The 20,978-nt window shown below is 58.8% G+C and carries 25 protein-coding genes; 22 read left to right on the top strand and 3 right to left on the bottom strand.

Going from position 1 to position 20,978, the window contains the following annotated elements; all coding sequences use genetic code 11:
- Positions 1–12 precede the first annotated feature (12 nt).
- The 16 genes from PHU01S_RS05615 (at position 13) to PHU01S_RS05540 (ending at position 14,402) form a co-directional block, all read left to right on the top strand.
- Positions 13–1,245, top strand: coding sequence for a bifunctional 3,4-dihydroxy-2-butanone-4-phosphate synthase/GTP cyclohydrolase II (locus tag PHU01S_RS05615; RefSeq protein ID WP_048745484.1), 1,233 nt, complete (start codon positions 13–15; stop codon positions 1,243–1,245).
- A 37-nt stretch (positions 1,246–1,282) separates the two neighbouring features.
- Positions 1,283–1,753, top strand: coding sequence for a 6,7-dimethyl-8-ribityllumazine synthase (gene ribH / locus PHU01S_RS05610; RefSeq protein ID WP_048745486.1), 471 nt, complete (start codon positions 1,283–1,285; stop codon positions 1,751–1,753).
- Between the two features lie 86 nt (positions 1,754–1,839).
- Positions 1,840–2,622: a segregation and condensation protein A gene (locus PHU01S_RS05605; RefSeq protein WP_048745488.1), complete on the top strand. Its 783-nt coding sequence runs from the start codon at positions 1,840–1,842 to the stop codon at positions 2,620–2,622.
- Complete coding sequence (gene scpB / locus PHU01S_RS05600; protein WP_127506586.1) at positions 2,591–3,205, top strand: SMC-Scp complex subunit ScpB; 615 nt, start codon at positions 2,591–2,593, stop codon at positions 3,203–3,205. The genes PHU01S_RS05605 and scpB overlap by 32 nt, the downstream gene beginning before the upstream one ends.
- 115 nt (positions 3,206–3,320) lie before the next feature.
- The gene (locus tag PHU01S_RS05595) at positions 3,321–4,007 is read left to right on the top strand and encodes a DUF2953 domain-containing protein (RefSeq protein WP_049867211.1); all 687 of its coding nucleotides are present in this window, start codon (positions 3,321–3,323) and stop codon (positions 4,005–4,007) included.
- Positions 3,980–4,441 carry a GerW family sporulation protein gene (gene ytfJ, locus PHU01S_RS05590; protein ID WP_048745494.1) on the top strand — a complete coding sequence of 154 codons (462 nt, stop codon included), beginning with the start codon at positions 3,980–3,982 and terminating at the stop codon, positions 4,439–4,441. Before PHU01S_RS05595 ends, ytfJ begins: the two co-directional genes overlap by 28 nt.
- Before the next feature lie 188 nt (positions 4,442–4,629).
- Positions 4,630–5,769, top strand: a complete 1,140-nt coding sequence (locus tag PHU01S_RS05585) for a D-alanyl-D-alanine carboxypeptidase family protein (protein ID WP_246029154.1) — start codon at positions 4,630–4,632, stop codon at positions 5,767–5,769.
- A gap of 21 nt (positions 5,770–5,790) precedes the next feature.
- Positions 5,791–6,477, top strand: a complete 687-nt coding sequence (locus tag PHU01S_RS05580; protein WP_049867214.1) for a nucleoside recognition domain-containing protein — start codon at positions 5,791–5,793, stop codon at positions 6,475–6,477.
- Positions 6,478–6,500: 23 nt separating this feature from the next.
- Positions 6,501–7,034 (top strand): spore maturation protein, encoded by a 534-nt coding sequence (locus PHU01S_RS05575; protein ID WP_021878382.1) that lies wholly within the window; start codon positions 6,501–6,503, stop codon positions 7,032–7,034.
- A 139-nt stretch (positions 7,035–7,173) separates the two neighbouring features.
- Positions 7,174–7,920, top strand: coding sequence for a pseudouridine synthase (locus PHU01S_RS05570; protein WP_127506582.1), 747 nt, complete (start codon positions 7,174–7,176; stop codon positions 7,918–7,920).
- Between the two features lie 76 nt (positions 7,921–7,996).
- Complete coding sequence (locus tag PHU01S_RS05565) at positions 7,997–8,527, top strand: redoxin domain-containing protein (protein ID WP_048745497.1); 531 nt, start codon at positions 7,997–7,999, stop codon at positions 8,525–8,527.
- 54 nt (positions 8,528–8,581) lie between these two features.
- Positions 8,582–10,240, top strand: a complete 1,659-nt coding sequence (resB, locus tag PHU01S_RS05560) for a cytochrome c biogenesis protein ResB (protein WP_021878385.1) — start codon at positions 8,582–8,584, stop codon at positions 10,238–10,240.
- Positions 10,237–11,496: a c-type cytochrome biogenesis protein CcsB gene (ccsB, locus tag PHU01S_RS05555; RefSeq protein WP_048745498.1), complete on the top strand. Its 1,260-nt coding sequence runs from the start codon at positions 10,237–10,239 to the stop codon at positions 11,494–11,496. The genes resB and ccsB overlap by 4 nt, the downstream gene beginning before the upstream one ends.
- Positions 11,497–11,532: 36 nt before the next feature.
- Positions 11,533–12,249, top strand: coding sequence for a response regulator transcription factor (locus tag PHU01S_RS05550; RefSeq protein ID WP_021878388.1), 717 nt, complete (start codon positions 11,533–11,535; stop codon positions 12,247–12,249).
- A gap of 2 nt (positions 12,250–12,251) precedes the next feature.
- Positions 12,252–13,694 carry a sensor histidine kinase gene (locus PHU01S_RS05545; protein ID WP_048745499.1) on the top strand — a complete coding sequence of 481 codons (1,443 nt, stop codon included), beginning with the start codon at positions 12,252–12,254 and terminating at the stop codon, positions 13,692–13,694.
- A 150-nt stretch (positions 13,695–13,844) separates the two neighbouring features.
- Positions 13,845–14,402, top strand: coding sequence for a histidine phosphatase family protein (locus tag PHU01S_RS05540; protein ID WP_127506580.1), 558 nt, complete (start codon positions 13,845–13,847; stop codon positions 14,400–14,402).
- 108 nt (positions 14,403–14,510) lie between these two features.
- Here PHU01S_RS05540 and serA read toward each other — a convergent pair whose 3' ends face one another.
- Complete coding sequence (serA, locus tag PHU01S_RS05535) at positions 14,511–16,103, bottom strand: phosphoglycerate dehydrogenase (RefSeq protein ID WP_048745502.1); 1,593 nt, start codon at positions 16,101–16,103, stop codon at positions 14,511–14,513.
- Positions 16,104–16,464: 361 nt separating this feature from the next.
- Here serA and PHU01S_RS05525 point away from each other — a divergent pair, with 361 nt between their 5' ends.
- Complete coding sequence (locus PHU01S_RS05525; RefSeq protein ID WP_048745503.1) at positions 16,465–16,806, top strand: rhodanese-like domain-containing protein; 342 nt, start codon at positions 16,465–16,467, stop codon at positions 16,804–16,806.
- Between the two features lie 3 nt (positions 16,807–16,809).
- On the opposite strand, the gene PHU01S_RS05520 is transcribed toward PHU01S_RS05525, so the two are convergent.
- Positions 16,810–17,730, bottom strand: a complete 921-nt coding sequence (locus tag PHU01S_RS05520) for a hypothetical protein (RefSeq protein ID WP_127506576.1) — start codon at positions 17,728–17,730, stop codon at positions 16,810–16,812.
- A 61-nt stretch (positions 17,731–17,791) separates the two neighbouring features.
- On the opposite strand from PHU01S_RS05520, the gene PHU01S_RS05515 reads away from it, so the two are divergent.
- Genes PHU01S_RS05515 through PHU01S_RS05505 form a run of 3 tightly spaced genes read left to right on the top strand, consistent with a single transcriptional unit; the run spans position 17,792 to position 19,571 of the window.
- Entirely contained in the window at positions 17,792–18,385 is a 594-nt protein-coding gene (locus tag PHU01S_RS05515; RefSeq protein ID WP_048745504.1) for a CPBP family intramembrane glutamic endopeptidase, read from the top strand.
- Positions 18,382–18,666 carry a hypothetical protein gene (locus tag PHU01S_RS05510; protein ID WP_021878395.1) on the top strand — a complete coding sequence of 95 codons (285 nt, stop codon included), beginning with the start codon at positions 18,382–18,384 and terminating at the stop codon, positions 18,664–18,666. The genes PHU01S_RS05515 and PHU01S_RS05510 overlap by 4 nt, the downstream gene beginning before the upstream one ends.
- Positions 18,651–19,571 carry a metallophosphoesterase gene (locus tag PHU01S_RS05505; protein ID WP_164762989.1) on the top strand — a complete coding sequence of 307 codons (921 nt, stop codon included), beginning with the start codon at positions 18,651–18,653 and terminating at the stop codon, positions 19,569–19,571. Before PHU01S_RS05510 ends, PHU01S_RS05505 begins: the two co-directional genes overlap by 16 nt.
- Here the strand turns inward: PHU01S_RS05505 and PHU01S_RS05500 are convergent.
- Complete coding sequence (locus PHU01S_RS05500; protein ID WP_307721779.1) at positions 19,526–20,155, bottom strand: polysaccharide deacetylase family protein; 630 nt, start codon at positions 20,153–20,155, stop codon at positions 19,526–19,528. The two genes, PHU01S_RS05505 and PHU01S_RS05500, sit on opposite strands and share 46 nt — an antisense overlap.
- A gap of 1 nt (position 20,156) precedes the next feature.
- On the opposite strand from PHU01S_RS05500, the gene PHU01S_RS26965 reads away from it, so the two are divergent.
- Both PHU01S_RS26965 and PHU01S_RS05495 read left to right on the top strand, forming a co-directional pair.
- The gene (locus PHU01S_RS26965) at positions 20,157–20,381 is read left to right on the top strand and encodes a hypothetical protein (protein WP_307721778.1); all 225 of its coding nucleotides are present in this window, start codon (positions 20,157–20,159) and stop codon (positions 20,379–20,381) included.
- A 206-nt stretch (positions 20,382–20,587) separates the two neighbouring features.
- Positions 20,588–20,926: a hypothetical protein gene (locus tag PHU01S_RS05495; RefSeq protein WP_049867220.1), complete on the top strand. Its 339-nt coding sequence runs from the start codon at positions 20,588–20,590 to the stop codon at positions 20,924–20,926.
- Positions 20,927–20,978: the final 52 nt, after the last annotated feature.

Below are 20,978 nucleotides of genomic sequence, written 5' to 3'. Positions count from 1 at the left end.
GAGAGGACAGTAGTGGAACACTTTGACCATCAAGAAGGACCGACACCGTTCGATACCGTCGAGGAAGCGATCCAGGAGCTGCTTGCAGGCAAGCCGATCATCGTCGTCGACGACGAGGACCGCGAAAACGAAGGGGATCTGATCGCGCTTGCCGACAAGCTGTCTCCGGCCGTCGTCAATTTCATGATTACGGAGGCCCGCGGACTCGTCTGCGTACCGATTACGGCGGAGAGAGCCGAGGAGCTGGAGCTGCCTCCGATGGTGTCGCAAAATACGGACTATCACGGAACGGCGTTCACGGTATCCGTCGACCATATCTCCACGACGACCGGCATCTCCGCCCATGAACGCGCGGAGACGATCAAGGCGCTCGTCGACGGCAAGGCCAAGGCGGGCGACTTCCGCCGTCCGGGCCATATCTTCCCGCTGATCGCCAAGAACGGCGGAGTGCTGCGCCGGGCTGGACATACGGAGGCTGCGATCGATCTGGCCCGTCTTTGCGGCTCCAAGCCCGGAGCGGCGATCTGCGAAATCATCAAGGAAGACGGAACGATGGCCCGGCTGTCCGATCTGACCGCATTCAAGGAAAAGCACGGCTTGAAGCTCATTACGATTCAAGCCCTGATCCAGTACCGCCATCGCCGCGACAAGCTCGTCGAACGGGTAGTGGAGGTGAACATGCCGACCGACTTCGGCGTTTTCCGGGCCGTCGCCTATACCAATGAGACCGACGGGAAGGAGCATGTAGCCTTCGTGAAGGGAGAAATCGATCCGTCCAAGCCGACGCTTGTCCGCGTCCACTCGGAATGCTTGACGGGCGACGTCTTCCATTCGCGCCGCTGCGATTGCGGTCCGCAGCTGGCGGCGGCTCTCCGTCAGATCGAGGAAGCCGGCAGCGGCGTCCTTCTCTACATGAGGCAGGAAGGCAGAGGGATCGGGCTCATCAACAAGCTCAAAGCCTACAAGCTGCAAGAGCAAGGATTGGATACGGTAGAGGCGAACCTGAAGCTCGGCTTCGGGGCGGATCTGCGGGACTACGGCATCGGGGCCCAGATCCTGCGCGATCTCGGCATCGCCGAGATGCGCCTGATGACGAACAATCCCCGCAAAATCCGCGGCCTGGAAGGGTACGGACTGAGCGTTGTGGAGCGGGTGCCGATCCAGATGGAGCGCAACGAAAGCAATACGAACTATCTGAATACAAAAAAATCGAAGCTCGGCCATCTGTTGGAGTTTGAAATTTAAGCCGATTATCATAGAATAGAAAGGTGTGTTCGGTTCCATGACGAAATATTATGAAGGACATCTGGTCTCGCAAGGTCTTAAATACGGGGTTGTCGTCGGCAGGTTCAATGAATTCATCACAGGCAAGCTCCTGAGCGGGGCGCTGGATGCGTTCAAGCGCCATGGCGCCGGAGAAGACGAAGTGGAAGTGGCCTGGGTTCCGGGGGCGTTCGAGATTCCCTTGATCGCGCAGAAAATGGCGGAAAGCGGCAAGTACGATGCGGTCATTACGCTAGGGGCTGTCATTCGGGGTTCAACGCCCCACTTCGACTACGTCTGCAGCGAGGTTGCCAAAGGGGTGGCGGCCATCAATCTCAAGACCGGGATTCCGACCATATTCGGCGTCCTGACCACGGATTCCATCGAACAGGCCGTGGAACGGGCCGGAACAAAGGCGGGCAATAAAGGATGGGAAGCGGCGACAGCAGCCATCGAGATGGCGAATCTGACCCGATCCATCCAGGGCTGAGCAAGGAACCGACCTTGCCGGCGCAACGTTCCGCCGTCCGGTACACATGCTGACGAGCGGGACGACTAGACGGAGGGTGAAGCGGCATGTCCGTGCACTACAAACTGGAGTCATTTGAAGGGCCGCTGGATCTGCTGCTTCACTTGCTCGACAAGGAAGAAATCGAAATCTACGACATACCGGTAAGCCGAATTACGGACCAGTATATGGACTATCTTCATGCGATGCAGGAGATGGAGCTGGATGTGACGAGCGAGTTTCTCGTCATGGCCGCCACCCTGCTCGCGATGAAGAGCGGCCAGCTGCTGCCGAGGCCGCCGGTCATGGAGGAATACGAAGAGTACTGGGATGAGGACGAAGGCCTTGACCCGCGGGATGAGCTCGTGCTCAAGCTGGTGGAATACCGCAGGTTCAAGCAGCTTGCCGAGCAGCTTCGCGACCGCGAGATGGCCAGAAGCCTCGTGTACAGCAAGGAGCCGGAGGACCTGACTCCTTATTTGAAGGAAGACGACACCCATCCTCTGGAAGGGCTTGACCTAACCGACCTCATGGCCGCCTTCCGCAAAGCTCTGCGCAAGGCCGTACGCCGCAGCGCCGTCGCTACGGTGCACAGGGACGAGATCAGCGTGAAGGACCGCATCCGGGACATCTCGGAGCTGCTGCGCGAGCATGAGACCGTCCGCTTCTCCCGGCTGATCGGCGGCGGTCTGGAGCGCCATGAGATCGTCGTGACGTTTCTGGCCATTCTGGAGCTGATGAAGATGAAGCAGGTCCGCGTGTTCCAGAACAGCCTGTTCGACGATATTGTCATCCATTGGAGAGGGGAAACGTCTGAAAGTGATGTATCAGCAACTGAAATCGATTATTGAGGGACTCCTGTTCATGGCAGGAGACGAGGGACTTAACGCCCGGCAGCTGGCGGATATCATGGAGATCGACGCCAAGGCCGCGGCGGACATCGCCCGCTCTCTCCAGGCGGATATGGAGAAGGAGGGGAGGGGAATCCGCATCGCCGAAGTGGCCGGGGCATTCCGGTTTACGACCCACCCCGGCCATGCGGCCTACTTCGAGCGGATGGCTTACAGTCCGACGCGGTCGAGCTTGTCCCAGGCGGCGCTTGAAACGCTGGCAATCGTAGCCTACCGCCAGCCGATTACGAGGGTGGAGATCGAGGAGATCAGAGGGGTCAAAAGCGAGAAGGCGATCCAGACTCTGGCCGCCAAGGACCTGATCGAAGAGAAGGGCAGAGCCGAGCAGATCGGCAGGCCGATCCTGTACGGGACGACCCGTTCCTTCCTCGACCACTTCGAGCTGTCTTCCCTGGAGTCTCTGCCCGAGCCTTCCTCCGTCAGCCCCGATACGGATCTGGACGAGCAGACCCAGCTTCTGTTCGATCGGCTTGAGCAGCGCCAGATGACGATCGACGATACGGAGTCCGAAGGCACTGCATGACGGAAATGACAAAAAAGATCGGCATCCGCCGGTCTTTTTTGTCATTTTTGGGCATGCTAGCCATAGGCGCGGCCGCTGAAGAACAGCCAAGGCTGCCCTCAAAGGTGGTGCGAACATGCTTGGCTACCCCTATGGCTGGCTTGCGGCGCTCGTTCTGCTTGCAATCGCCGTCACCTCTGTTTGGCTGGCTCCGCTGCGGATCCGGGCGGAGTTCGAACGAACAGGCAAGGATGACAATATCGCCGTTGAATTCCGGACCTTGTTCGGGCTTCTCCATTACAAGTGGTCCGTTCCGTTCATCCGCCTGACCGGCGGCGGTGTCGATGTCCGCAACCAAACCAACCTGGACGAGGGCGTCCTGGACACGGAGACACGCAGAGACGGCAAGGTTACGATGGAGAGCGTGAACAAGTGGATTGAGCGGGCCAAACGGATCCTGAGGCAGACAGACGATCTGACCGGACTTGCCCGCCATACGCTTTCGAGGGTGGAAGTGCGGAAATGGGAATGGAATTCCGCCATCGGAACCGGCGATGCGGTATGGACCGCAATGGCTACGGGGATGATATGGTCCATCAAGTCGACCCTTCTCGGCGCGCTCTCGCAGCTGACCCGGCTCAAAACCAAGCCCTCCGTCACGGTCCAGCCCGAATACCGCGGCGCAGGGTTCACAACGAGTTTTTTGTGCATAGCCCAAATCCGCTTTGGTTATGCTATCCTTGCCGGACTGCAGCTGCTTGTCCGGATGAAGAAAACGGGAGGAGGCGTCAGACTATGGCAGAACATCCTATTCAAGGCTTAATGCAAACCGCCATGGAGAACATCAAGGAAATGGTGGACGTCAACACGATCGTCGGCGATCCCGTGCAGACGCCGGACGGCAGCGTCATCATGCCGATCAGCAAGGTCGGCTTCGGTTTTGTCGCGGGAGGAAGCGATATCCGTTATGACGGAGCAGACAACAGCGCCCATTCCCACACGGAGGGAAGCTCGGCGAACATATCGCTGCCATTCGGCGGCGGCAGCGGCGGCGGGGTATCCATCACGCCGATTGCGTTTCTGGTCGTAGGCAGCCATGGCGTCCGCGTCGTGCCGCTAGACAACCAGACGCATCTGGTCGAAAGAGTCATCGATTCGGTGCCGCAGGCATTCGAGAAGATTACCGGCATGTTCCGCAGCAACAACGGGACAGAGCGTGTGGAAAGCACTCTTATCGACACCGATCATCTCATTTGATTTCCGGGCCAATAGGCCTTACCGCTGCCCGCGAGACGGGCAGTTTTTTTTCTTGGAAAGAGCTTGTTCATAATTTAGGGACAAGACACATAATCTATCAACAGGGAGTCGGCCCTTGGCTGATCCTTTCAAGGAGGATGTACGAATTGAAGGAAATATCGGCATTCAAAACGTGGGCCGCGGTGCTGATGTCCTGCGCTCTTGTCCTTGCAGTCCAGACGGGAGCGGCAGCGGCCGAGCCCGCTCCATTGTCCACCAGCGCCAAGGCCAGCGCGCTGATCGACGTGCAGTCCGGCAGAATTCTGTACAGCGAGTCGGGCGACGATCCGATGCTTATCGCCAGCCTGACCAAGATCATGACCGCGATCACCGCCATCGAAGAAGGCAATATCAAGGATACGGTTACGGTAGGTCCGCGTGCCGTCGGCAAGGAAGGATCTTCGATCTATTTGCGCCTGGGCGAGAAAATGAGCCTGCACAATATGCTGTACGGCCTGATGCTCCGCTCCGGCAACGATGCCGCCACAGCGATTGCGGAGCATGTCGGTGGTTCGGAGGAAGGCTTCGTCCGCATGATGAACGAGAAGGCGGAGTGGATCGGGCTGGAGCATTCGAATTTCGAAAACCCGCATGGACTGGACCAGAAGGGCCATCTCTCCACGGCGAACGATCTTGCCAAGCTTTCCGCCTATGCCCTGCACAATCCGGTGTTCGCGGACATCGTCAAGACCAGAATCCGCAAAGCTCCGAACCCCAACGATCCGTGGGACTACAGCTGGGCGAACAAAAACAAGATGCTGGCCTTCTATGAAGGCGCGGACGGAGTCAAAACCGGCTATACGAAAGCAGCTCTGCGCTGCCTGGTCAGCTCGGCGACCCGGGGCGGCCAGCAGCTTGCGGCTGTCACCCTCAACGACCGGGACGATTGGAAGGATCATAAGAACATGCTCGATTGGGGATTCCAGCATTACCCTTTGCGCCAGATCGCCAAGAAAGGCGAGGCTGTCCAGGGCTATCCCCTGGCTTCCGGGAGAAGCTTCAGCTACCCGCTTGCCGAGGGCGAGGAAGCCGGACTGAGCGCGAAGCTTGTTCTGCTGGACTCCGCGAAGCAGCCGACGCGTTATGCTCTCGGAGAACGAGGCAGGCTGGAATGGTCGCTGGAAGGCAAGCCGATCGGCGGGTCTCCCGTCTATGATGCGGGCAGCCCGAGGCTCGGAATGCCAGACAGGCCTGCCGGTTCGTTCCGGCCGGGCGGCATGTTCCCGAGCCGCTCCGAGAGATTCGCGGCAGCGCTCAAGAAGACGGAAGAGGTATTGTTCGGCAAGTAGAGCGGAAGGAGCTGATGCCGGTTGGTCAACTGGATCTGGCTGTTTTTCATCGTGGTCAGCATCGCGGCGGCGGCATTCACAGGCAGGATGGACCAAGTCACGCAGGCGGCATTCGACGGAGCCAAAAACGGAGTGACGATCTGTTTCGGGCTGATCAGCATTCTCGTCTTCTGGATGGGACTCATGAGAATTGCCGAGGACGCTGGGCTGCTGAAACGGCTGGCCAAGCTGCTCAGCCCTCTCGTCCGCCTGCTGTTCCCGGATGTGCCGAGCGGGCATCCGGCCCTCGGCTATATCATGAGCAACATGAGCGCCAACATCCTCGGACTCGGCAATGCCGCCACGCCGATGGGAATCAAGGCGATGCAGGAGCTGCAGAAGCTCAATCCGAGGCCGGACACGGCCAGCCCGGCGATGTGCACCTTGCTTGCGCTCAATACATCCAGCATCACGCTCGTGCCTACGACTCTGATCGCAATCCGGATGAACTACGGCTCGGCGAATCCGGCGGAGATCGTCGGGACGACGCTGGCCGCTACCGCTGTCGCGACTGCGGCCGCCATCGCCCTGGACCGCTGGTATAGGCGCAAGCAGCCGCCGGCGGAGCTCATGCCCCCTGCCTATCCGCATGACAACGGGCTTCGTTCCAGCGGCAGGAGCCGCTCCTCCGGCACGGCGCCGCCCGGCGCTGCCCGGCCTCCGGCGTAAACAACGGGAAGGGGAGACATGCCATGCTGCAGATGATCAATATTCTATCCGCCTGGATGATCCCCGCGATCATCGCCTTCATCCCGCTCTACGGCGCCTACCGCAAAGTTCCCGTCTACGAGACGTTCACGGAGGGGGCCAAGGAGGGCTTCGGCACGGCGATCGGCATCATCCCCCATCTTGTCGGCATGCTGGTCGCGATCAGCATGTTCCGTGCTTCGGGAGCGATGGATGTCATCGTAGGCTTCATCCAGCCTCTGCTCGGAAAGGCCGGCATCCCGGGAGAGGTTCTTCCGCTGGCCTTCCTGCGTCCGCTTACCGGCGCCGGCTCGCTCGCCTTCACGGCCGACCTGATCCAGACCTATGGACCGGACAGCATGATCGGAAGAATCGCCTCCACGATTCAAGGAAGCACGGATACGACGCTGTACGTCTTGACGGTTTATTTCGGAGCGGTCGGAATCCGCAAAACCCGTTATGCCCTGAAAGTCGGCTTGGTTTCCGATCTGGTCGGTTTTCTCGCGGCGGTGTTCATCTGCCTGTACATATTCAACTGAGCCGCGACGTTTGCCCAGCGTACCCTAGATCAAGCCTGCCCCTCCTGAGGGCAGGCTATTTTGCGCATGGGGCAGCATGGCTCCGCCCGGCTTGTGCTTTTGTCCTGCAATCGGTATGATGAGGGGTGAGGTGAAGGAAGTGGAACGTTTACAGAAAATCCTGGCCGCTGCCGGCGTGGCATCGCGCCGCAAATGCGAGGAGCTCATTACGAGCGGGGCGGTCGAGGTCAACGGGATCGTCGTCAAGGAGCTCGGCACGAAAGCCGATCCGGCCAACGACATCATTGCCGTCAAGGGCAAGCCGATCGCATCCGAAAAAAAAGTTTATTTGATGCTCAACAAACCGAAAGGCGTCATTACGAGCGCTTCGGACCCGAAAGGACGCAAGATCGTCAGCGACTTCCTGCCCGGCATCAAGGAGAGGGTATACCCCGTAGGCCGGCTGGACTATGATACGGAAGGACTGCTGCTGCTTACGAACGACGGCGAGTTCGCCAACCTGCTGACGCATCCGAGCCACCACGTGCCGAAAACGTATTTGGCGACCGTGAAGGGCGTGCCGCACGGAACCGCGCTGGAGAAGCTGCAGAACGGCATCAAGCTGGAGGATGGGATGACCGCTCCTGCGGAGGTCGAGTATCATGACGTCGACATGGACAGCAGGCAGTCCACCGTCCAGATTACGATCTACGAGGGACGCAACCGGCAGGTGCGCCGCATGTTCGAGGCGGTGGGACATCCCGTAACGCGCCTGAAGCGGGTCAAGTTCGGCCATCTTGGGCTGGAGAACATGCAAAGGGGCAAATTCCGTCATCTGACGGTCTCCGAAATCAAGGAGCTTATCGACGCGGCGAACAGCAAGTCACATAAAGTTCATAAAAAGTAAGAGGCAGCCTGCTGCTGGAAACTTTTCCGCGCTATAATGAATGATAAGAAACGCTTTCATTAGGATGGTGAACATCATGAGGGGCTCTGCCCGCAGACCCGTTCAAATCATAATCCTTCTCGGCGTCTTGCTCCTGGGCGGTTACGCCATCGGCAAGACGCTGTTTGCGTCGAAGGAAGGCTTGCCGTCGCCTGGCGACACGCCGCCGGCCTTCACGCTGTCCACTCTTGACGGCAGGACGGTCTCCCTGGAGGAGTACAAGGGCAAGCCCGTCGTGCTCAATTTCTGGGGGAGCTTCTGTCCTCCATGCGTCAAGGAAATGCCGGAGTTCGAGCGTCAGTACGAGAAGTGGAAGGGAGAAGGCCTGGAAATTCTGGCCGTCAACCTGAGCGAGGACAATCTGACCGTGCAGAATTTCGTCGCCGGCATGGGGCTAACCTATCCGATCCTGCGAGATGTGGACAAGGACACGGAGCGGCGGTACAAGCTCAGGCAGTATCCGACCACGTTCTTCATCCGTCCGGACGGCAAGATCGGGGAAGTGTACGCCGGAGGAATGAAGGAAGCGGACATCGACGAGCGCGTGCAGCGGCTGCTCAAGGACTGAGGTCCATTCGCCGCAGCTTCGCAGCACACAGCTTCATGACAGGGGGATACATCGGTGTTCCAAAACACCAAATGCGAATGCGGCCATCAAAACCCGACCGGCACTGTGTTGTGCGAGGCTTGCGGCAAGCCGCTCGACGAGAAGGAAGCCGGCGGCACCGACCTGCTGGAGATGCGCTACGACGGAGCGGCACGCCGTTCCCAGAAAGCCGATCCATCGATCATCGACCAGGTCTGGAATTTCTTCTCTTCCGTCAAGATCGCCGTTTATCTGATCATCATCACGCTGATCGGGGCATCGCTGGGCACGATCTATCCGCAGGAGGATATATTCCTCTCGAACATGGACATGGCTTCCTATTACAAGGATACATACGGAACGCTAGGCAGCATCTATTACAAGCTGGGACTGTCGCATACATACGAATCCTGGTGGTTCATCCTGCTGCTCGTCATGATCGGCACCTCGCTCGTCATCTGCAGCCTCGACCGGGTACTGCCTTTATACCGGGCGCTCAACAAGCAGCAGATCCGCAAGCACGAATCGTTCCTGCAGCGGCAGAAGGCCGTCTATACGGGGGCAACCGACAACGGAGAGGAATTCATCGCCTTATTCGCGAAGCAGGCCAAGAAGCGTCACTACAAGGTGACGAGGACCGAAGACGCCCTGCTGGCGGAGAAGAGCCGCTTCAGCCGCTGGGGACCGTACATCAATCATATCGGCCTCATCGTTTTTCTTCTGGCGGTGCTTGCAAGAGCGATTCCGAGCTGGCAGCTGGACGAGTATGTGACGGTGCCGGAAGGAGATACGGTGAGGATCGAGAATACGGACTTTTTCGTCAAGAACGAAAAGTTCACGGTCCAGTACTACAAGGACGAGGAGCTGCCTGCCGAGCTGCGGGGAACGAACCGCGCCAAGCTGTACCGGACCGATGCGGTCCTTTACCGCTGCCTGGCGGACTGCGGTCCGTCGTCGCCGGAACCGAAGCTGGAGCAGGTGGCTTCCCATGACATCGAGGTGAACAGCCCTTTGGAATACAAGGGGCTCAAGCTGTACCAGTTCGACTATGACAGCACTCCTGTCCTGCGCGAGGTCAGCCCCATGCTGATCGACAAGCAGACCGGCAAGCAGTACGGTCCGTTCAAGCTGGCGATGAAAAATCCGCAGACCAGCTACGAGCTCGGGCCCTACAAGCTGGAGCTGAGGCAGAACTTCATGGAGTTCGCCATCGGCGAGGACGGCAAGCCGATCACCAAGTCGAGGGATCCGAAGGCGCCGGCGTTCATCTTCCTCATCAAAGGACCCGGGCTGTCGGAGGAAGGGGAGCCTTATATCTACTTCCCGATGCAGAAGGACAAAGCCGCGTTCAGCCAGGACAAGCTCAACAAAGGCATCGCCGACCGGTTCGAAATCAAGGTCGGCAGCATGACGGACGTCAAATTCGTCGAGTTCACGACGTTCCTCAACGTCAGGGTCGACAAGGCGATGCCTTACATCTGGACCGGCCTGGCCATCTCGATGATCGGCTTGATCATGGGCGCCTACTGGCAGCATCGCCGCATCTGGCTTCGTCTGGACGGCAATGCCGTCACGATCGGCGCGCATACGAACAAAAACTGGTACGGCATGAGGGCCGACCTGGCCGCTGCGCTCAAAGCAGCAGGAATCCAGGTTGATCCCAAGAGCCTCGACAACGGAGGGAACCGGACGTGAATTGGCTTGATTTCAGCAGCTCTGCTTTCGTCGCTGCTTTCTTTCTTTACTGCTTCGGATTTTTATTTTTCGTAACGGCCATCGTCGGCCGCAGATGGAGCCACGGCAACCCGGACCGGCATGAAAAGCGATGGGGGAATATCGCTTTTGTCGTATCCGTGCTCGGACTTGCCGCCCATCTCCTGTTCTTCATCACCCGCTGGGTCGGCGGGGGCCATATTCCGATCAGCAACATGTATGAGTTCATGACCTTCCTGGGCATGGCTATCATGGTGGCCTTTACCATTATTTATCTCATCTACCGCAAGCCGATTCTCGGCATGTTCGCCCTGCCGCTTGTCGTGATCATCGTCGCTTACGCATCCGTGTTCCCGCAGGAGGTGCAGCCGCTGATCCCGGCGCTCAACTCCTACTGGCTCAAGATCCACGTGACGACGGCGGCGCTCGGCGAGGCCTTCCTGGCCGTCGGCTTCGCCGCAGGGCTGCTTCATCTGCTCCGCACGATCGACTTTGCCGGCAAATCCGAAGATTCGCGCAAGGAGCGCCTCTGGATCGAAGTGACGATGTTCATGATCGTCGTCGCCGTCGGATTCATCGTCACCGTATTCGCCTTCCGGGCGGCGGGATATGAAGCCCAGTTCACCCAAGAGAACGTGCAGGTCAGCCAGGCTGGCGAGGAGAGCTCCAAAGTGGAGACCGTAAAATACTCCATGCCTCCGATCGTCAAGCCGTTCAACAGCACGCTCGTCCATATGGACAGCTTCCTCGGCATCAAGCAGCCTGTGCTGGAAGCTCCATCCTGGATGAACGGCATCAATGCCGGCCGCAAGCTGAACACCGTCATCTGGTCCTTCCTTTCAGGCTTGATCCTGTACGGCATCCTGCGTCTTGTTCTGAGACGGACGCTGTCGGCAGCCATCCATCCGTACACGACGGATATCGATCCCGACGATCTGGACGAGATCAGCTACCGGGCGATCGCGATCGGCTTCCCGATCTTCACGCTCGGAGCGCTTATCTTCGCCATGATCTGGGCGAGCATCGCCTGGTCGCGCTTCTGGGGCTGGGATCCGAAGGAAGTATGGGCGCTCATCACCTGGCTCTACTACAGCGCCTACCTCCATCTGCGGCTGTCGCGCGGCTGGCACGGCAAGCGCTCGTCGTGGCTGACCGTCATCGGCTTTCTCATCATCATGTTTACGCTCGTAGGCGTCAACCTGGTCATCGCCGGGCTTCACTCCTACGCAGGCGCCTAATCAATTCGTTATGGGATCAAAAGGAGCTGATACGGAGTGAACGAATATTTGCATCGCATCCTCGTCGTCGACGACGAGGAACGGATTCGCCGCCTGCTCAAGATGTACCTTGAGAAGGAAGGGTATCAAATCGAGGAGGCCGATGACGGGGAGACGGCTCTGCGCATGGCTTCCAGCCAGGATTTCGATCTCATCCTGCTGGATGTCATGCTTCCCGGCATCGACGGCATCGAGGTATGCAGCCGGCTGCGCCAGATCAAGGCGACGCCGGTCATCATGCTGACGGCCAAAGGCGAGGAAATGAACCGCGTACAAGGCTTCGAGGTCGGGGCGGACGATTATGTCGTCAAGCCGTTCAGCCCGCGCGAAATCATCTACCGCGTCAAGGCGATCCTGCGCCGTTCCTCGGCGACGGCGTTCCTGTCGCGGGAAACGTCCGCCAGCAGCAACATCGTATTCCCGCATCTCGTCATCGAGCATGACGCTCACCGGGTAACCGCCGGCGGGCAGGAGATCAGCCTGACGCCGAAAGAGTACGAGCTGCTCCATTATCTGGCCGTCAGCCCGGATAAAGTATTTTCCAGGGAAGAGCTGCTGAAGGATGTATGGAACTATGAGTTCTTCGGCGACCTGCGGACGGTCGACACCCATGTCAAGCGTCTCCGGGAGAAGCTCAACAAGGTGTCTCCGGAAGCGGCCTCGATGATAACGACCGTCTGGGGAGTCGGCTACAAGCTCGAGGTTCCGAAATAAAGATGAGATGGCTGTGGAGAAGCGTCGTCGGCAAGCTTTGGATTACGATCATGCTGCTCGTAGCGGTCGTTCTGATCATCCTGGGCATGTTCCTGCTCCAATACATCGACATCGCCTTCGAGGATTCATTCCGGGTCAAGGTGCTGTTCGTTTATATCGGGATCATCGGGTTCCTGCTGTCTACTTTTTTCGCTTTCTTCCTATCCAGCAAAATCACTCAGCCGCTCCTTCAGCTCAAGGATGCGGCTGACCTGATTTCACAGGGCGAGTATCGGACAAGAGTGCCGATCCGCTCCTCCGATGAAATCGGCGAGCTGGCAGGAACCTTCAACCGGATGGCATCCGAGCTGCATGAGCTCATAACGGATCTCAACCATGAGAAGGAGCATCTTTCGAGCGTGCTGCGCAGCATGGCGGATGCGGTCATCACGCTGGATGCAGGGGGCAACGTCGTGCTGGCGAATCCGCCTGGAGAGCTGCTGCTGGAACGCTGGAGAAGGGTGGACTGGAACCAGGACGAGGATCCGGAAGGGCTTCCCCTGGAGTCGGCGCCTCGTCCGCTGCGGGACCTGTTCCGCACGGTATCGATCGAAGGCAGGGATCTCAGCCAGAAGCTGCAGGTCCAGAGCGGGGTCTGGTCGGTCGTCATGGCCCCTCTCAAGTCGGAGGACACCGTGCGCGGAGTCGTCGCCGTCATGCGGGATGTGACGGAAGAGCATCGCCTGGAGAAGCTGAGGCGGGATTTCGTCGCCAATGTGTCCCACGAAATCCGGACGCCGCTGTCGATGCTGCAAGGATACAGCGAAGCGCTGCTCGACGATATCGCCGGCTCGCCGGAGGAGCGGCGCGAGCTCGTTCAAGTCATCCACGACGAGTCTCTGCGAATGGGCAGGCTCGTCAAGGATCTGCTTGATCTGGCGCGAATGGAAGCCGGCCATGTGGAGCTCAACTTCAATCGCGTGGATTTGGACGGGCTGGTGAGCCGTGTCGTGCACAAGTTCCAGGTATACAGCATGGACCGCGACATCAGGATTGAATACCGTTCTCCGGAAGAGGCTGTCATCTTGGCGGAGGCCGACGAGGACAGGCTGGAGCAGGTGCTTACCAATCTGCTCGACAACGCCGTGCGGCACAGCTCCGACGGATCCGCCATCCGTCTTACGCTCGGACGAAGTCATGATGCCGGCGGCACAGCTGCCGTGCTCAAGGTTGCCGACGAAGGCCAGGGGATTCCGGCGGATGACCTCCCATATATTTTCGAGCGCTTTTATAAGGCCGACAAAGCCCGCAAGCGCGGCGCGGGAGGCGGCACAGGGCTGGGGCTTGCGATCGTGCGCAACATCGTGGACGCCCATGGCGGCACGATCCGCGCAGAGAGCACCGAAGGCGTCGGAACATCCTTTACGCTGCTGCTGCCTGTCGAAGGCCATCGCGTTATGTCTTAACACCCTCCCAACGAGGGTGTTTTTTGTTGAATTCGGGGCTCTAATCTTGTTGCTTGTGAAACATTTAAGGCGAATAGGAGGAGACGCCTGCCGGAATGCCGAAAGTTCGGAATAGGATCCGATGGCAGACGGAGGGAGAGGGAAGCTGGAATGAAAACCGTTTATTTGATCCGCCATGCCCATTCTGTATATACTCCCGACGAGCGCAGCCGGCCTTTGTCGGATGCGGGGAAGGCGGATGCCTGGCGTGTGGCGGATCTTTTGGAGCAAGAAGAAATCGGGGAAATCTGGTCCAGTCCTTATTTGAGGTCTGTCCAGACCGTGGAAAAGCTGGCAGAGCGGATCGGGCAGCCCATCCGGCTGCAGGAGGGCTTCAGGGAGCGGCTGCTCTCTGACGGGCCTGTCGGCGATTTCGAGGATTCCGTGAGGCGGTTATGGGATGAGCCCGAGCATGCCTTGCCCGGAGGGGAATCCAACCGCATGGCGACGATCCGCGGGATGGAGGCGCTGAAGGGAGTGCTGGCAAGCTCCCGTTCTAGCCGCATAGCCGTCGGAACGCATGGCAATATCATGGCGATGATGATGAACGCCCTGGACGGAAGCTTCGGCTACGAGTTCTGGAGAGGGCTGGAGATGCCGGATATCTATAAGCTTTCCTTCGGAAAGGAAGGAAGATATAAGGGAGCCAAGCGCATCTGGAGCCGATAGGCCGCGGAAGGACTAACGTTTCTCTCTCGTGAGACGGAGAAGAGAATATTGAGCAGCGGAAAAACCCCCGGGAAGCCTGCCCGGGGGTTGCTGTTATACCTGGAGAGATCAGTACAGCGTGATTTCCTTGGCTGATTTGAGCTCGTCGAGCTGTGTCATCTGTTCGAGCACGTTCCTCGGAACGCCTTTGTCTACCGTCAGGACCATGATGGCGGCGCCGCCTTCGGCCTGGCGTCCGACCTGCATGGTCGCGATGTTGACTTCGTTCGAGCCGAGCAGCGTTCCGATGCGGCCGATGATTCCCGGACGGTCATGATGGGAGATCAGGACGAGATGGCCGGATGGAGCGACGTCAACCGGGAAGTTGTCGATCTGCACGATGCGGGGGCCGTATCCGGTCAGCAGCGTGCCGGCGACATGGCGGCTTTCGCCGGAGGTGCGCAACGATACGGTGACCAGATTGGTGAAGTCCTTGGCGGCATGGGACTGGTTGATGACGACGTTGACGCCGCGCTCCTTGGCCAGATGCAGGGAGTTGATGATGTTGACCTGGTCGCTTCCCAGATGGTGTCCAAGCACGCCTTTGATAATATAACGGGTTAGAGGCTGGGTGTCTACTTCGGCAAGATCGCCGGAATAGCCCACCGTTATTTCGGCGACCGGTCCTTCGGTGATCTGGGCGGCCAGCGAGCCGAGCATTTCTCCGAGCTCGAAATACGGCTGCAGCTTGGTCATGACCGCTGCGGCGACCGGAGGCATATTGACCGCATTCACGAAAGGCTCGCTGCGAAGAATATGAAGCACCTGCTCCGACACGTCGATGGCGACGTTCTCTTGAGCTTCGACGGTCGAAGCGCCAAGATGCGGAGTGACGATGATTTTAGGATTGTTCAGGAAAGGATGATCCGCTGCAGGAGGCTCCGATTCAAAGACGTCGAAGGCCGCTCCGGCCACGATGCCTTCGTTCACGGCATCGACGAGAGCATATTCGTCCACGATGCCGCCGCGGGCGCAGTTGACGATCCGCATGCCCGGCTTCATGACCTTGAACTGCTCCGCTCCGATCATGTGGCGGGTTTCCGGCGTAAGCGGGGTGTGGACGGTCATGAAATCCGCGCCGCGCACGATATCGTCGACGCTGGCCAGCGTGACGCCGAGCTTGTCGGCTTTCTCTTCGGTGAGGAACGGATCGTAGCCGAGAATGTCCATGCCGAACGCCTTGGCGCGCTTGGCCACCTCGCTGCCGATCCGGCCCATGCCGACGACGCCGAGCTTCTTGCCCCGCAGCTCTACCCCCAGGAAGGATTTGCGGTCCCATTCGCCGTTGACGGTTTTGGCGTAAGCCTGCGGGATGTGGCGGGCTACAGCCATCATCATGGCGAAGGTATGCTCGCAGGTCGTAATCGTATTGCCGTCCGGCGCGTTGATGACGATGATGCCTTTGCCTGTAGCGGCAGGAAGATCGATGTTGTCCACGCCGACTCCCGCCCGTCCGACGACCTTGAGGGAAGTGCCGGCTTCAAGCACTCTGGCCGTCACGCGCGTTTGGCTGCGGACCAGCAAGGCGTCATATTCGCCGATGATGGCTACAAGCTCGTCCTCGCTGAGGCCGGGCTTCTTGTCCACCGATACGTCGGGAGCGTCCATCAGCTGCTGGATGCCCAAATCGCTGATAGGATCGGATACTAACACTTTGAACATGGGATTGCCTCCTAGCAATGGGGTGTAGGCATACGGCGCTGTGCAGCGCCGCCTTCGAGGAGACGGCAGCCGTATGCGCAGGAACATCATGCAGACTATCGTGGTTCAATATAGAAAAAAGCCCGTTCCGACGATGGGAATGCCCAGCCGGGACGGGAATTTCTGGAGAACTGCCCGGGCCTTGCGAAGCGGGCCGGGGATGGAATCGCCTTGGTCCTGTCATTGGTAACCATATGCTGGTGCTGGCTGACCTCTACTATTCTAAAGCGGTGAAGTCCTAATTGCAATGACAAAACTTGATGGAGGCGCTTTTTTTCGCTATCATTCTTCCTACCAACACTAGGGGGAGGAAGAACATCCCATGTCAGCATTTCAACAGCCTTCCATTAGGGAAATCCAACCCTCGGACCTGCTGGAAAGGGTCCGTTCCGGAGCCGTCCGGATGGATCAGATCATCGATGTGAGAGAAGAGGGCGAGTGGGAATACTACCGTCTGGAAGGCTCCCGCCATATTCCGATGAATTCCATACCGGAGCATCTGCCGGAGCTCGACGCCGGACAGGAATGGTACCTCATGTGCGCTCACGGAGTAAGGAGCCTATATGTCCTGGATTACATGCGCAAGCAGGGATTTTCCAATCTGGTGAACGTGACGGGGGGCATCAGCGCCGCCGCGTCCGAGCTCGGCTTCAGCTATGATTAAGGCCTAGTTGTCCGGCGGCAGGAAGAAAGGCAGCTGAGGCAGCGTCTCCTTGCCGTACAAACGGGACTTCATGGTCCAGAAGTCGCCGCCTCTGACTGCTCCCGTGCCGGTAACGACATCGGCGAGCTCATTGATGGACGACGCATGCAGGCGCTGCGATTCGCCGGATTGAAGGAGGGCGTCGACGGATCCCGCAAGATCCTGGGGATAATAATCCGTCCACTTCCCGCGCTTCTCGAGCAGGTCGGCCATCAGCTTGATCTTGACGAGGAGCGGGTAGGATTTCCATGCGCTCGTTTGGACCGTGCCGGTCAGGACGGCTTCGGACGGAATGCTGCCGTCGACGCCGGTTGCCCACTTCAGCATGGAGGAATAATAATCCTTCTGCGCGGCCAAGCCTTTTCGGGCGGCATCCTTATAGGACGGCTGCTTGCGGAGGGAGGCGAGGAAGCTGTCCGCCGGCTGGCCGGATGCCGCCTTGGCCGCCGCAGCCGAAGCCTGCGAGATGGAGTCGAGGCTGGCCAGATAACCGTTTCTTGCGCTGGCCAGAAGGCCTGTGTCCGGGACGGAGCGCACCGATCCGATCTCCTTGCGCTTCTCGTCCGCGAGATCTCCGAGGTCCTTGAGTAGAGAGGAGGAAGCCGGTATGTTCCGGGTTTCCACTTTCTTCTCCATGGCGAGCCATTCGTTCTGAAATTCACGGTAAGGCGAAAATACGGTATGATAGAACGATACCAGATCTTGCTGGGAGTACGAGGTTTTGGCGGAAGCGGCTGAGGCCATCAGCTTCTTGGCCTCGTATCTGGATTCCGTGCGGCTTGATCCCACTTCGACGCCGGCGAAAAATGCGCCTACCGCAGCGACGAGCATGAAGATGAAACCGAGGCTGAATAGCATTTGATAGCGGCTGAGATGTTTGTCCATTGTTTTCTCCTCGATGATAAAGATTAACGGATTTCGATTCCTTCAAGACAGGCGGGACTACATGAAAAAATTCGACATCCGCAACATTCGCGTCCGGAGCGTTTCGGTAGACGAGCTCGACGACCGGATGCTGCTGCTCAACTTGTACATGACGCAGGCTATTACCCTCATTATCGGCTTGGTCTGGTGTTTTTTTCAGGGCCGCAATTCGATTGCGCTGTTCCGCTGGCCCGACAGCCTCGCCTTTCTATACTGGGGCTTCGGTTTCGCCCTCCTTATTCTTGCGGTAGACCTGTTCATTTCCCGTTGGGTGCCAGAGGAGGCGGCCGATGACGGCGGCGTGAACGAACGCATCTTCCGCAACAGGCCGGTCTGGCATATCGCCCTTTTGTCCCTGGTCGTCGCCGTATGCGAGGAGCTTCTGTTCCGGGGCGCGATCCAGCATTCGCTTGGAGCTTATTGGACCAGCATCCTGTTCGCGGCTATCCACGTCCGGTATTTGAAGCATTGGATTCCGACCGCGCTCGTCTTCGGCATCAGTTACGGCCTTGGCTGGATCTATATCCGCACCGGAACGCTTCTGGCTCCGATCGCCGCCCATTTCGCCGTCGACTTCATCATGGGCATGATCATCCGCTACAGGAGACAGCCATGAGCAGGATCGAGAAATTCGGAAGACGAAGGCCTCAGGAGCAGAAAACGGCATCCGTTGAAGCCGGGGTTGAGCTTGAAGGCGACGGTTACCCTCCGCGGCGGGAAAAACATCCGTCCTTGCAGCCCAAGCTGACGAAATGGCTTGTCAATACCTTGATGCTGCTGTTCATCGTCCTGGCCTGCACGCTCTTTTTCTGGGGACGCAGCCTGTTCGCCCCGCATGAAGGCACCCACGATGCGGCAGAAGCATGGAAAGGAGCTTGCCTTTGCGCTTCTACCTGATGCTGTCCATTCTCGCCGCCGCTGCTGCATGGCTGGCAGTCCTGTTGATCAGACGGATGATGGCCGAAGCGGCAAGCAGCCGGATCGAAGTCGAGACGGTTGCTCTCGAGCGCCTTCCCGAGGCGCTGGATGGCTATCGCATCCTGTATATCAGCGACATCCACAGGCGTATTCTCAATGAAGAAGTCCTCCTTCAGGCACGCGGCGAGGGAGGAGCCGACATCGTGCTGATCGGCGGAGATATGAGGGAGAAAGGCGTTCCGCTCGATAGAGTGGAGGACAATATGCGTCTGCTCGCTCGGATAGCTCCCGTATACGCGGTGTTCGGAAATCACGATTACGACGAGGATATCGGCTCCTTGGCGAAGCTGTTGGAACGGTGCGGAGTCACCGTGCTTGTGAATCGTTATGTATGGCTTCAAGTCGGGGCGATGCCGTTCAAGCTGGCCGGAGTCGATGATCCGCGCTTGGGCAAGGACCGTCTGCAGGCTGCTTTGGAGACGCCGCTTGATGCAGCGGGAGCCGAAGGCGACAATCGGTCCGATCCTCCATTTACGATTATGCTAGCCCATGATCCCATCATCGCGCATCGCAATCCTACGATCGAAGCCGATCTCGTTCTTTCCGGGCATACGCACGGCGGGCAGATCATCGTGCCGTGGATCGGACCCGCGATGAGAACGGCCAGCGTCCGCAGGTTTCCGTCCGGATGGTTCGATCTTGCGGGCTGGCGCGGAAAAGACAAAAACGGACCCGAAAGGGTCCGCATGCTGGTGAGTCCTGGATACGGCACTTCAAAAGCGCCGATCCGCTGGAATTGTCCGCCTGTCATCCATCTGCTGTCGCTGACCCGCGGCAATCAGCCTTGCTCCAAGTCGATCGAGGCAGGGTCGATGAAGCCGTAGCCTTTTTCCTCGAGCTTCGTCAGGAGGCTGTCGAGGGCTTCCTTCGTCCACGGAAGCTCGTGCATCAGGATGTTGGCTCCGGGATGCAGCTGCTCCAGCACGTTTTTGATGACGAGCTGGGGATCTTTCTTCGTCGCCTTGAGATCCCAATCAAGGGAACCGTTCGACCAGGTCATGTACAGCATGCCGTCTTCCTTGGCGACTTCCTTGCCGACATCTCCGCCGGTTCCGAATGGCGGCCGGAAAAACTGCGGCCGTTTGCCCGTCAGCTCCTCAACCAGATCCGATACATCGCCGAGCTGCTTTTGCACCTCGGCTTTGCTTTTTTTATGGAGATCGATATGGTCCCAGGAATGGTTGCCGATTGTCTGTCCGCGTTCGTCGATGAGCTTCAGCAGCTCGGGATTTTGCTTCACCCTGTACCCGTTGACGAAAAAGATCGCCTTGGCGCCGTGCTTGTCCAGCGTGTCGAGCATGGACGTAAGCTCTTCCTTTTCCTTCGGCCCGTCATCGAACGTGAGCAGGACGGCCTTGTTCGACGTTTCCGGATCGACGGGGGAGAAGCGGAATGTTTTCGAGCTCATTTTGAATCTGGCTTCGGCCTGCTGCGGGGTTGCCGAAGGCTGCGGCGAAGGTGACGGCGACAAGGTCGGCGAAGGCGCTGCCGCCGACGGCGCAGGAGAGGCCGATACGGCAGGCGGCGAGGAGGGAGCAGGAGTTCCGGATGCGCTTGCGCCGTCCGTCTTCCCTCCGCAGCCGGATAGCAGGACGGCTGCCGCGGCAGCAAGTCCGATGGACTGGAGTGCATAGGATTTCATGTGCGTTTCAACCTCCACAAGCAAAGCTGTATTCATGGGGATCCAGCCTTCCCTACACCGGGAAAACGGATCCAAGACACCCATTTTATCATATTAAACCTTGCTTCGCTTACCCAATCGGAATGGATGAGAAGGAGTCGGCCGGGCATACTACTCCCATCATGAACAGCCGGATACGGCGCTTAGGAGGCAGATGAAATGAAACTGGGAGGATTTATTGCCGGAAGTTTGATTGGAGCGGCGGCAGCCCTGTATGTTGCCCGCAAAAGGCCGGGGGCGGCAGCGGTAGCGTCGGGCATTGCCGGAGAGCTGTGGTCCAAGGCCGCCGGAAGAGCGATGTCTGGAATGATCCGAGACAAAAGCGGCGCGGCGACGCGCCGCGGCCCCGCAAGATCCTCGTCGGCGAAAAGCTCCGGCCGGGTCGCGGACAGCGGTTCCTGGGAGCGGATCGCTGCGCTCGTGAACAGCGATCCGGAGGTCAAAAAGGAATCGGAAAAGATCATCGCAGAAGCTTCGTCGTCCCCGGCTGCCCATTGAATCTTCCCGGCCGCTTCCCTATATTGGGAGGCGGCTGTTTTTTTGACCTGCT

Origin of the sequence: Paenibacillus humicus NBRC 102415 (assembly GCF_004000905.1) — a bacterium.
In the GTDB taxonomy this organism is placed as follows: Bacteria; Bacillota; Bacilli; order Paenibacillales; family Paenibacillaceae; genus Paenibacillus_O; species Paenibacillus_O humicus.
Note: the sequence above shows the minus strand (reverse complement) of the source record. Positions and strands in the feature narration are given on the sequence as shown.